Source organism: Virgibacillus pantothenticus (genome assembly GCF_018075365.1).
GTDB classification, from domain to species: domain Bacteria; phylum Bacillota; class Bacilli; order Bacillales; family Amphibacillaceae; genus Virgibacillus; species Virgibacillus pantothenticus.
This window is the reverse complement of sequence record NZ_CP073011.1, coordinates 2,066,720-2,078,603: the sequence shown is the minus strand read 5'-3', so window position 1 is coordinate 2,078,603 and position 11,884 is coordinate 2,066,720. Positions and strand designations below refer to the sequence as shown.

The 11,884-nt window shown below is 37.3% G+C and carries 10 protein-coding genes; 8 read left to right on the top strand and 2 right to left on the bottom strand.

Features of this window, described 5'->3' with window-relative positions; all coding sequences use genetic code 11:
- Nucleotides 1–318: 318 nt before the first annotated feature.
- From sucC to topA, 4 genes are all read left to right on the top strand, one after another.
- Nucleotides 319–1,479, top strand: coding sequence for an ADP-forming succinate--CoA ligase subunit beta (gene sucC / locus KBP50_RS09850; protein ID WP_050352725.1), 1,161 nt, complete (start codon nt 319–321; stop codon nt 1,477–1,479).
- 54 nt (nt 1,480–1,533) lie between these two features.
- Nucleotides 1,534–2,436, top strand: coding sequence for a succinate--CoA ligase subunit alpha (gene sucD, locus KBP50_RS09845; protein ID WP_050352726.1), 903 nt, complete (start codon nt 1,534–1,536; stop codon nt 2,434–2,436).
- Between the two features lie 328 nt (nt 2,437–2,764).
- A complete protein-coding gene (gene dprA, locus KBP50_RS09840) occupies nt 2,765–3,679 on the top strand; it encodes a DNA-processing protein DprA (RefSeq protein ID WP_050352727.1) in 915 nt (304 codons plus the stop codon).
- Between the two features lie 265 nt (nt 3,680–3,944).
- Nucleotides 3,945–6,023, top strand: coding sequence for a type I DNA topoisomerase (gene topA, locus KBP50_RS09835; protein ID WP_050352728.1), 2,079 nt, complete (start codon nt 3,945–3,947; stop codon nt 6,021–6,023).
- 469 nt (nt 6,024–6,492) lie between these two features.
- Here topA and KBP50_RS09830 read toward each other — a convergent pair whose 3' ends face one another.
- Complete coding sequence (locus KBP50_RS09830; RefSeq protein ID WP_139325356.1) at nt 6,493–6,675, bottom strand: hypothetical protein; 183 nt, start codon at nt 6,673–6,675, stop codon at nt 6,493–6,495.
- Between the two features lie 536 nt (nt 6,676–7,211).
- Between KBP50_RS09830 and xerC the strand changes: the two genes are divergently transcribed.
- Genes xerC through codY form a run of 4 tightly spaced genes read left to right on the top strand, consistent with a single transcriptional unit; the run spans nt 7,212 to nt 10,907 of the window.
- Entirely contained in the window at nt 7,212–8,120 is a 909-nt protein-coding gene (gene xerC, locus KBP50_RS09825; RefSeq protein ID WP_050352729.1) for a tyrosine recombinase XerC, read from the top strand.
- 24 nt (nt 8,121–8,144) lie between these two features.
- Complete coding sequence (gene hslV / locus KBP50_RS09820) at nt 8,145–8,690, top strand: ATP-dependent protease subunit HslV (RefSeq protein WP_050352730.1); 546 nt, start codon at nt 8,145–8,147, stop codon at nt 8,688–8,690.
- 17 nt (nt 8,691–8,707) lie between these two features.
- Nucleotides 8,708–10,102, top strand: coding sequence for an ATP-dependent protease ATPase subunit HslU (gene hslU, locus KBP50_RS09815; protein WP_050352731.1), 1,395 nt, complete (start codon nt 8,708–8,710; stop codon nt 10,100–10,102).
- A gap of 25 nt (nt 10,103–10,127) precedes the next feature.
- The gene (codY, locus tag KBP50_RS09810) at nt 10,128–10,907 is read left to right on the top strand and encodes a GTP-sensing pleiotropic transcriptional regulator CodY (RefSeq protein ID WP_050352732.1); all 780 of its coding nucleotides are present in this window, start codon (nt 10,128–10,130) and stop codon (nt 10,905–10,907) included.
- A gap of 408 nt (nt 10,908–11,315) precedes the next feature.
- Here the strand turns inward: codY and KBP50_RS22475 are convergent, their stop codons facing one another.
- Complete coding sequence (locus tag KBP50_RS22475) at nt 11,316–11,447, bottom strand: hypothetical protein (RefSeq protein WP_257786694.1); 132 nt, start codon at nt 11,445–11,447, stop codon at nt 11,316–11,318.
- Nucleotides 11,448–11,884: the final 437 nt, after the last annotated feature.

Here is an 11,884-nt window from a genome sequence, read left to right as displayed (position 1 = left end):
TTGATTCGTTCCATTCGTTACGTTGCTAAACGGGTGCCCCACGCCTTTGTTCCACTATAGGAAAGTATAAAATTTCTATGGTTTATAGTATAAGAAAAACTACAGCTTCCGCCATAAAGATTTGGCGGTAAGCCAAGTTTTTCTAAACCCTTTAAACTTGCATTCATGCCTAGATGAACGTTTCAACATGATGTATGCGGAAAGAAAAACGTAAATGAGTGATTCTACAAAAAAGGATAAGATACGCGGTAATTCTTGTGAATTGAATGGTTTTTTAATACAATGGATATGCAGTGAATTTTGATGGGAGGATATAGGATGAACATTCATGAGTATCAAGGCAAAGAGATTTTGCGACAATACGGCGTTAAAGTTCCTAATGGGCATGTTGCCTATACAGTTGATGAAGCTGTAGAAGCTGCTGAAAAATTAGGAAGCGATGTCACGGTAGTAAAAGCACAAATTCATGCTGGTGGACGTGGCAAAGCTGGCGGCGTAAAAATAGCTAAAAACTTGGATGAAGTGCGTACATATGCCGATGAAATTCTCGGTAAAACGTTAGTAACGCATCAAACAGGTCCCCAAGGTCAAGAAGTGAGACGCTTGTTAATTGAAGAGGGATGCGATATTCAAAATGAATATTATATTGGCGTAGTACTCGATCGTGCTAGCTCACGTGTCGTTATGATGGCTTCTGAAGAAGGTGGTACAGAAATCGAAGAGGTAGCTGCTGCTACACCTGAAAAGATTTTTAAAGAAGTCATTGATCCCGTCGTTGGATTAACAGGTTTCCAAGCTCGTAGATTGGCATTTAATATTAATATTCCACATGAATTATTAGGAAAAGCTACAAAATTTATGATGAGTCTATATACAGCATTTGTTGAAAAGGATTGTTCCATTGCTGAAATAAATCCATTGGTAACGACTGGAGACGGGGAAGTATTAGCTTTGGATTCTAAACTAAATTTTGATGACAACGCTTTATTCCGTCAAAAGGAAATTATGGATTTGCGTGATTTTGATGAAGAAGATGAAAAAGAAATAGAAGCTTCCAAGTACGATCTAAGCTATATTTCATTGGATGGAAACATTGGCTGCATGGTAAATGGAGCTGGTCTCGCTATGTCTACAATGGACATTATTAAGCATTATGGTGGAGAGCCTGCTAATTTCCTTGATGTTGGAGGCGGTGCTACAGCGGAAAAGGTAACGGAAGCATTTAAAATCATTTTATCTGACAAGAATGTAAAAGGTATTTTCGTTAATATTTTCGGTGGAATTATGAAATGTGATGTGATCGCTGAAGGCGTCGTAGAAGCAACGAAACAAGTAGGTTTAGAAATCCCGTTAGTTGTTCGCTTAGAAGGGACAAACGTTGCCAAAGGAAAGGAAATTCTTGAAGCTTCAGGATTGAATATTACCTCAGCTAATTCAATGGCTGATGGTGCGGAAAAGATTGTTTCCATGGTAAAGTAAGCTCGCCAAATGACGTTAAAATTGTTTCAGATATAGCGGAAAGGACGGACGAAAATGAGTGTATATGTCAATAAAGATACGAAAGTAATTGTCCAAGGAATAACAGGTGGCACAGCTAAGTTTCATACTAAACAAATGCTTGAATATGGTACGAAAATTGTTGGTGGTGTAACACCGAAAAAAGGCGGTACAGAGGTTGAAGGAGTACCTGTGTTCAATACAGTAATTGAAGCAGTAAAAGCTACAGATGCAACAGCTTCTGTCATTTACGTTCCCGCGCAGTTTGCAGCAGATGCCATTTTAGAAGCGGTAGACGCAGAACTAGACTTAGTTATTTGTATTACAGAACATATTCCAGTTATGGATATGGTGAAAGTCAAGCGTTATATGGAAGGGAAGAAAACGCGATTAGTCGGTCCAAACTGCCCGGGAGTAATTACTGCTGATGAAAGTAAAATTGGAATCATGCCTGGTTATATTCATAAAAAAGGCCATATCGGTGTCGTATCCCGTTCAGGAACATTAACATACGAAGCGGTACATCAATTGTCAGAAGCTGGTTACGGGCAAACAACAGCTGTTGGTATTGGTGGAGACCCTGTCAACGGGACTAACTTTATCGATGTATTAGAGGCCTTTAATAATGACCCAGAAACATATGCAGTGATGATGATTGGTGAAATCGGCGGTACAGCAGAAGAAGAAGCTGCCGAATGGGTAAAAGCAAATATGACGAAGCCTGTTGTTGGCTTTATAGGTGGCGCAACAGCTCCTCCAGGAAAACGAATGGGACATGCTGGTGCTATTATATCGGGTGGAAAAGGAACGGCAGAGGAAAAAATCCGGATTATGAACGAGTGTGGGATTAAAGTCGCTGAAACTCCTGCAGTAATGGGTGAAACGATGATTCGTGCTCTTGAAGAAAATGGCTTAAAAGAGAAATGCAAAACGCATTAAGGTTCAAGATTTTTAAGCATAAGGCTAAATAAGAAAGATAAAAGAACTTTAGGTTACTACCGGGATACCTTCTGCTTAGTGGAGGAGCCTAAACATGACTTTAGGCTCCTCCTTACTTATCTGGTAAATAACTGTTTCATATATAAAAATAAGAGCGTATTTTTACATTTGAAATGTTTGTTACAGGCTAAATGGTGATTTTTTGTAGAAATTTAGCACCCCAGACAGAAATGATTACTAACTTTCTTAATATTACCAGTTGGTCCTATGTAGGGTCAGAAACTGGTTAATGAAAATAGTTTATATATAAAATGAAAGGAAGTGGAATATGATAAATAACGTTCGATTTCGTTTAATTCATTTAAGCCGCTGCGAAGGAATCACCAGGCGCTGGATACAAAAAGTCTTAAAGCAAGATATCTCTCTTTTACATCTATATCAAATGTCTCCTGAACAAATAAGCCACGCTTATTCCCTCCCCTTTAAAAATGCTGCAGATCTTTATCAAAACCTTCATTGTGATATGCTTATAAAACGAACGAAATCAGAAATGGCGAATCATCATATAATTACTATTCTTGACAAACGTTTCCCATCTATGTTAAAAGCTATTCATGATCCACCACTGGTGCTATATGGAAAAGGTGACTTGCGTTTATTAAACTATATGCCATCCATAAGTGTGATCGGCTCGAGAAATCCCTCTGCAGAAGCAAAGAAAAAAGTAGCTTTTTTAATAGAACCATTAATTCAAAACAAATGGTTAATTGTTAGTGGCATGGCAAAAGGAGTAGATCAGTTTGCACATGAAATAACTCTAGAAAACTGTGGGAAAACGATAGCTGTATTAGGGAGTGGCTTTCATTATATTTATCCAAAAGAAAACAGGCAACTGTTTCAAGATATTGTTAATAAAGGTCTCGTTCTGTCCGAATATCCTCCAACAACTCGACCTGCAAGGCACCATTTTCCAGAACGGAACAGAATTATTAGTGGGCTAAGCTTTGGCACATTAGTTATTGAAGCAAAAAAGAGAAGTGGTACAATGATAACTGTTGATCAAGCATTGGAGCAAGGAAGAGAAGTATTCACTGTTCCAGGGTCTATATTTATGGACCAGACAGAGGGCTGTCACCAATTAATTCGGGATGGAGCTCAACTAGTTACGAATGCAAGTGACATATTGGAAGAATGGGATTCGATCTATAAAAAAGATTTGTTTAGCCGTATAAAAAGCCTCTGAGCTAAACGCTGTGCCACAATGTTTTAATGGTAGTTATGCAGTAATAATAGAGGAATATTTGCAAGCATTATTTCAGATCATGTTTGACAAATGTATCGTATATATTTACTATTAGTGAAGATTTGCAAATAATTTTAAGAGCGATACCAATAGTTCATTCGTATAATAAAATAGTAGGAAATAAAGAAATACACGATTACCAGATATGAATTCTGGTTGGATGTGAAGGTTGTCTATCGACAACCTTAGCTTGGGAGGAAATGATATGTCAGATTATCTAGTAATCGTCGAATCGCCTGCGAAGGCAAAGACGATTGAACGTTATTTAGGCAAAAAATATAAAGTAAAGGCTTCAATGGGTCATGTGAGAGATTTACCAAAAAGTCAAATGGGTGTTGATGCAGAAAATGATTATGCACCAAAGTACATCACGATTCGCGGAAAAGGGGATGTCGTTAAGGACTTAAAGGCTGCTGCAAAAAAAGCAAAGAAAATTTACCTTGCCGCTGACCCGGATCGAGAAGGGGAAGCTATCGCTTGGCATCTAGCGCATATTTTAAATATTGATGAACAATCAGAATGCAGGGTTGTATTCAATGAGATTACGAAAGAAGCGATTAAAGAGTCGTTTAAGCACCCTAGATCGATAAATATGAACTTAGTGGATGCACAACAAGCAAGAAGAATATTGGATCGTCTTGTCGGATACAATATTAGTCCATTATTATGGAAGAAGGTTAAAAAGGGTTTAAGTGCAGGTCGTGTACAATCTGTTGCTGTCAAATTAATTATCGACCGTGAAAAAGAAATAGAAAACTTTAAGCCTGAAGAGTACTGGTCAATAGATGCACAGTTTTTAAAGGATAAAGAACTATTTCAAGGTTCGTTTTATGGGGTGAATGGAAAAAAAGTAGCTTTAAAAACGGAAGCAGATGTAAAAGAAATTAAACAAATGCTTCAAGGTGACCAGTTCACGGTTGATAAAGTGAATAAAAAAGAGCGGAGACGAAATCCAGCTCAACCTTTCACCACTTCTTCCTTACAACAGGAAGCCGCTAGAAAACTGAATTTCAAAGCAAAGAAAACTATGATGGTTGCTCAGCAATTATATGAAGGAATCGATCTTGGACGTCAATCGGGTGGAATAACTGGTTTAATTACGTATATGCGTACAGACTCAACAAGAATCTCTGAAACAGCTAAAAATGAAACCAAATCGTATATAAGCGAACAATATGGGAGAGAGTACCTTGGACCAAATAAGCAAGCAAAACAATCAGAGTCTGCTCAAGATGCGCATGAGGCTATTCGACCAACATCTGTGTTAAGAGAGCCAAATACACTCAAATCGATTCTTTCGAGAGATCAGCTCCGGTTATACAAATTAATTTGGGAACGTTTTTTAGCCAGTCAGATGGCTGCTGCTGTAATGGACACCATGACAGTCCATTTATTAAATAATAATGTAGAGTTTCGAGCTACGGGATCGAAAATTAAGTTTAAAGGTTTTATGAAAGTGTACGTTGAAGGAAATGATGATAATAAAAAAGATGAAAATAAACTGCTTCCAGCATTGACAGAAGGCATGAAAGTGAAAGCACAGGAAATAAAGCCAAACCAACACTTTACACAGCCACCTCCAAGATACACGGAAGCGAGATTAGTAAAAACGATGGAAGAGCTTGGGATTGGCCGCCCATCTACTTATGCACCAACGTTGGATACTATTCAAAGGAGAGGCTATGTAAGTGTTGATAATAAGCGGTTTGTCCCAACGGAATTAGGGACTATTGTATTGGAACTAGTTGAGGAATTTTTCCCGAAGATTATTGATGTGGATTTCACTGCTCAAATGGAAAATGATTTAGATGCTGTTGAAGAAGGGCGTACAGAATGGGTGAAAATCATTGACCAATTCTATCAAGAATTTGAAAAACGCTTGAAAAAAGCAGAGCAGGAAATGGAAAAAGTGGAAATAAAAGATGAACCAGCAGGAATTGAATGTGAAAACTGTGGTCACGAAATGGTTTATAAAATGGGAAGATACGGGAAGTTTTTAGCTTGCTCTAACTTTCCAGAGTGTAGAAACACGAAGCCGATCTTAAAGAAGATAGGTGTGAATTGTCCTAAATGTAAGAATGGGGAAATTGTAGAAAGAAAATCAAAAAAGCGTCGCACATTTTATGGTTGCGATCAGTTTCCTGAATGTGACTTTGTTTCATGGGATAAACCCATTTCACGCCCTTGCCCTAAATGTAATGCGTTATTGGTGGAGAAGAAAGCGAAAAAGGGAACGCAAATTCAATGTACAAATTGCGAATATAAAGAAGAAGTACAGAAGTAACTGCTCAACCTCGTTGAGCAGTTTTCTTTGGCGTTTAGGAAATGATCAACTTAAACAGCTGTGGGTAACGTTTTTAAAAAGTAGCTTGCGTTGTCCAGTTCAAACGCTCAAATTGTAGCAAACTTCGAACTTATTCCTACGATATCAGTACGAAATTAACTAAAAGCGGGTTTGCTCAACGTCGGCATATCTCTAGCTTTAAAGGCATGGCTTCTTTTATTTTAGAAGTAAAAGTCGTATTTTCTTGTTCAAAAATCCGCTTATGATGCTACGAATATGATGAGAAAAACTATATTTAAATCCGCGATCCGTTCAACGAACACGCAAGGAAAAAGTTCATGAAGGGGTTTCTTATCTCGTCATCTTTCACCTCTGTACTTTACTAACGCGTTGGAAGTAAGTGTCTATTATTTAGCCATGCTTCCATACCAACAACAGCATTTTCTTCCCTTCCAAAACGAAAGATAACCTATGCTTTTAATGGATAGTAAATTTCTTGATCAAAATATCTTTTTTTAAAAAGTGTTACTTCGTATAAAAGCATAAGCTCTAGCAAAGCTCTTTTCTCCTTATTATCCATACTTGTACTTGTCGATGTGCCACTATGGTTTTTATGTTGTATGGCGTGGTCAACGCTTAAGATCTTTGTCACCTTTTCGTAACAATGTTAATGTTTGAACCTTCTAAAAAAAGGATATATACTATATTAGGATAGAATGCTTTGGCATAGATATTGCTGTAATGAACCTCATTAATTGCTCCTTTTTAAGGAAAGCCATTATTTGCTTCATTATTCCTGCTGTCTTAGTGTTTAATTTTGAATTGTGAGATTCGAAACATAATTGGTTGACTAATGAAGAAGAAACAGATATAATTACGCATTGGTAAGGTTATATACTTGACAGCATAAGTTGATACTTTATTCTACAAGTACCGTTGCCAACGAATAAATAGATTTGCTTTATATCAGCATTCTTAGCTCACGTTTACCAATCAATCAGTGAGTTGTTTTACAAACTTCAGTCTGGAAAAATTAATGCTCAAAGGAAAGTGTTCTTTATTAAGAAAACAGGGCAAGATCTATTTATGAGAGGTGTTGTTTCTGAATTTTGTTACAATTTAGTTAAATTTATTGCTAAAGAATAATTTCTATGTTATGATTTATTCGCTGCTTAATGGGGTGAAAATTTGAATAATTTCAGGAAATATTGGCAATCCTTTAAGGAGTACTTACAAATAGAAAAAAATGCTTCACCATACACTGTTAAATATTATTTAAATGATCTGGAAGGGTTTTTTTCTTTTTTAAATGCTGAAGGGATAGCTAATCTCTATGAAGTCGACGGACGGATTGTTCGTGTGTTTTTAAATGCCCTGTATGACCAGCAATTAAGCAGGAGATCTGTTTCCCGGAAAATATCGACGTTGCGAACGTTTTATAAATATTTAGAACGCGAAGATGTGGTAACAACCAACCCATTTTCTGCTATTCGTTTACCTAAAACGGAAAGCACCATCCCGGGATTTTTGTACACAAAAGAGCTAGAAAAACTATTTGAAGTGAATGATTTAACGCATCCATTAGGCCAACGGGACCAAGCCTTATTAGAGTTGCTTTACGCTACGGGAATGCGGGTAAGCGAATGTCAGCAATTGGTTTTAGAAAACATCGATTTTTTCATTGGAACGGTGTTTGTAATGGGAAAGGGCAGAAAAGAACGTTATATTCCGTATGGAAAATTTGCTGAAATTGCTTTAGAAACATACATACAGGATGGAAGGAAGACGTTGCTAGCCAAATCTAACCAACCTACAGACGTATTATTTCTTAATAACCGTGGATTTCCGTTAACAGAAAGAGGAATTCGGGATGTATTAAACCGAATGGTGAAAAAAGCAGCTTTAACCGTACACGTACATCCGCATAAATTGCGTCACACTTTCGCTACACATCTCTTGAACGAAGGTGCCGATTTACGCAGCGTTCAAGAATTGTTAGGTCATGAAAATTTGTCAACCACACAAATTTATACTCATGTGACGAAAGATCATTTGCGACGTGTTTATATGAAAAGTCACCCAAGAGCGAATGATTAATTTTGATTAAAGAGGTGAGCTGACATGACCAATGAAATGCATGCTACCACTATTTTTGCCATCCGCCATAATGGGAAATGTGCGATGAGCGGTGATGGTCAAGTTACGATGGGAAATGCAGTAATTATGAAACATAAAGCAAAGAAAGTTCGTACCTTGTTTAAAGGGCAAGTATTGGCTGGGTTTGCCGGATCTGTGGCTGATGCATTTACTCTCTTTGAGAAATTTGAAGGGAAATTAGAGACATATAATGGCAATTTGCCCAGAGCGGCTGTGGAACTGGCGAAAGAATGGCGTAGTGATAAGGTGTTGCGAAAGCTTGAAGCACTATTGATTGTAATGAATAAAGAGCATATGTTTTTAGTTTCTGGAACGGGTGAAGTCATTGAGCCTGATGACGGAATTTTAGCAATTGGTTCTGGTGGAAACTATGCGCTTAGTGCAGGTAGAGCTTTAGCAAGACATTCTAAAGAATTATCCGCCAAGGAAATTGCGCAAGCGGCCTTAGAGATTGCTGGAGAAGTATGTGTGTATACGAACAATCACATCACACTAGAGGTATTGGAGTAAAAGGAGGCCTTTGGAAAATGGGTATGGACTACACTCCAAAGCAAGTTGTGGGACAATTGGATAAATATATTATTGGACAGAAAAGCGCAAAGCGTTCTGTCGCTGTTGCATTGCGTAACAGATACAGACGCATGAAGCTAGAGGAAGACTTAAAAGAGGAAATCGTCCCTAAGAATATATTGATGATTGGTCCAACTGGTGTAGGGAAAACAGAAATAGCTAGAAGGTTAGCCAAGCTGGTAGGAGCGCCATTTGTGAAAGTAGAGGCAACGAAGTTTACCGAAGTAGGCTACGTCGGTCGCGATGTGGAATCCATGATTCGTGATTTAGTAGAAATGGCTTTACGATCAGTAAAAGATGAGAAAATGAAGCAAGTTAAGAGTAAAGCTGAAAAAGAAGCGAATAAACTGCTTGTTAAACTGTTAGTTCCTCAGGCGAAAACAGGGAGCCATGCAAAAAACCCTTTTGAAATGTTGTTTTCTTCTCAACAAGATAACAGCGACTCCGATGATGAATCTGTAAAAAATGAAGAAATTCGAAATAAACGAAAGCGTGTGGAACAACAATTAGCTTCTGGAGAACTAGAAGATGAGATTGTTACTGTGGAAATAGAGGAACAAACCCCATCTATGTTTGATATGTTGCAAGGTTCTGGTATGGAGCATATGGGCATGAATATGCAAGATGCACTTGGTCAGTTTATGCCAAAAAAGAAAAAGAAACGTAAATTACCAGTAGCTGAAGCACGCAAAGTGTTAACACAACAAGAAGCAAGTAAGCTAGTTGACATGGAAGAAGCAGCACAAGAGGCTATTCAGCGAGCGGAGCAATCCGGAATCGTATTTATTGATGAGATTGACAAAGTAGCTGGAAAAGAACAACAGAGTGCTAATGTATCACGAGAAGGTGTACAGCGTGATATACTACCGATTATAGAAGGTTCTACAGTGATTACCAAGCATGGACCTGTAAAAACGGACCATATGTTATTTATTGCTGCTGGTGCCTTTCATATGTCGAAACCTTCTGATTTAATACCAGAACTACAGGGAAGATTTCCGATTCGAGTAGAATTGGAGAAGCTTTCAACAGATGACTTTAAGCGGATTTTAAAAGAACCTTCGAATGCTTTACTGAAGCAATATGAGGCTTTATTGAAAACAGAAGGTATAAATATAGAATTTACAGACGAAGCTGTAGATAGAATCGCTGAAATAGCATATGAAGTGAATCAGGAAATGGATAATATCGGAGCGAGAAGACTGCATACCATTTTAGAAAAACTGTTGGAGGATCTTTCCTTTGAAGCTCCAGAGATTAATATGGATACAGTTGAAATAACTCCAGCATATGTAGATGAAAAACTATCTGCTATCGCTAAAAATAAAGATTTAAGTCAATATATACTATAACCTAAAGATCGAATGGAGGATCACAATGGAACTATTAAATCGTGCAAGAAAAATTAACGCAATGCTACAAAAATTCGGAGGAAAATCGGTGGATTTTAATGATATGTCCGCTTCATTACGCGATGTTATTAAAGGTAATGTGTATATTTTGAGTCGTCGAGGGAAATTACTTGGATTTGCGATTAATCAGGAAATTGAAAATGAAAGAATGAAAGCTATGCTAGAAGAACGTCAATTTCCACAAGAATATACAGAAGGTTTATACAACATTCATGAAACAACAGCGAACCTTGATATCGACAGCCCACACACTGTGTTTCCGGTAGAAAATCGTGACTTATTCCAAAACGCTTTAACTACGATTGTTCCAATTATTGGTGGCGGCGATCGCTTAGGTACGCTAATTCTTGGACGTTTATCGGAAGAGTTCAATGAAGATGATCTTTTGCTAGCTGAATATGGTGCTACAGTAGTAGGTATGGAAATTCTTCATGAAAAATCTCAGGAAATTGAAATGGAAGCAAGAAGTAAAGCAGTTGTCCAAATGGCAATCAGCTCACTTTCCTATAGTGAATTAGAAGCTATTGACCACATTTTTGAAGAACTTGACGGCAGTGAAGGACTACTTGTAGCAAGTAAAATTGCAGATCGTGTAGGTATTACCCGTTCTGTAATTGTAAATGCTCTAAGAAAGCTGGAAAGCGCAGGCGTAATTGAATCTCGTTCATTAGGTATGAAGGGAACATATATTAAAGTGTTAAACCATAATTTCCTTGTAGAACTAGAAAAATTACGTTCTAGATAAGGAAAAATACGAACGGTTTTTAGAGAAGACCTTAAAACACGGAAAACATCCACGGCACATTCATTTGTGTTCGTGGATGTTTTGTATACACGGATTTTTGAAGCAACTTGATATTCTAAGCTAAGAGGAAATATACTGACCTGTTACCTTTCGTGTTTTGGGATGTACATACCAGAGCAAATTGCTAATAATAAGAGAAAACATATATTTAATACATCGAACCAGAAGCGGATTGCCAACAGCCAAGTAGAACGTCTTTAAAGAAAAGTGAAAATATTTGTTGAATTTATTGGCATACACTCTGCTAATTGCCATTAGTAGAACACGAGGTAAAGTTGTGGCAAACTAATATGATGCCAAGCCACGATCATAATTTAAAGTCATTTACGATATACCAACTTTCTGTAATTATATAAATAAAAAGCCAAGTCTGATATGATACGAACCATCCATATAAGCAGAAAATTCCGATTTGCAATATAGAGGCTTTCTTTCTTCTGGAGCTAGTTGCTCATTAGACTTACCTAATTTACTAGACATAAATTCCTCCCCTCTTCATTTTCCAGTACATGTAAGACCACTTAGATATTTCTAATATCTTCTGAAGTAAGGTTCGTCTATTTGAAGCCCTACTGTCGTTAAGCAAACCAACTTTCCGTCATCTTCTAAATGTTCATATTAGGAAATGAAATTTCTATATTTTTTCAAGCCATTGAATAAACTCCTTTTCATTTACCATCGATTCCTATTTGCATAGCTATTATTAATTGTTTACTTCGCTTTGTTCACTATGTGCAAATTGAAAAGCTTCATCAGATGCGGTCAAAGCTCTTATTATAGCTCGTTGAAGTATGTTTATCATGTCGGTCCGAACGAATCCGAATTTAGATGCGATTATTTCCCTATTAGACTATTTTGTAGCCTTTCAACTCTTGGATTGATAATCTTACGAAACGTTACATTCAAGATAAAAACTT

Coding starts and splice junctions, on each gene's coding strand:
- sucC (WP_050352725.1), top strand. CDS start 319: ATGAACATTCATGAGTATCAAGGCAAAGAGATTTTGCGACAATACGGC.
- sucD (WP_050352726.1), top strand. CDS start 1,534: ATGAGTGTATATGTCAATAAAGATACGAAAGTAATTGTCCAAGGAATA.
- dprA (WP_050352727.1), top strand. CDS start 2,765: ATGATAAATAACGTTCGATTTCGTTTAATTCATTTAAGCCGCTGCGAA.
- topA (WP_050352728.1), top strand. CDS start 3,945: ATGTCAGATTATCTAGTAATCGTCGAATCGCCTGCGAAGGCAAAGACG.
- hslV (WP_050352730.1), top strand. CDS start 8,145: ATGACCAATGAAATGCATGCTACCACTATTTTTGCCATCCGCCATAAT.
- hslU (WP_050352731.1), top strand. CDS start 8,708: ATGGGTATGGACTACACTCCAAAGCAAGTTGTGGGACAATTGGATAAA.
- codY (WP_050352732.1), top strand. CDS start 10,128: ATGGAACTATTAAATCGTGCAAGAAAAATTAACGCAATGCTACAAAAA.
- KBP50_RS22475 (WP_257786694.1), bottom strand. CDS start 11,447: ATGTCTAGTAAATTAGGTAAGTCTAATGAGCAACTAGCTCCAGAAGAA.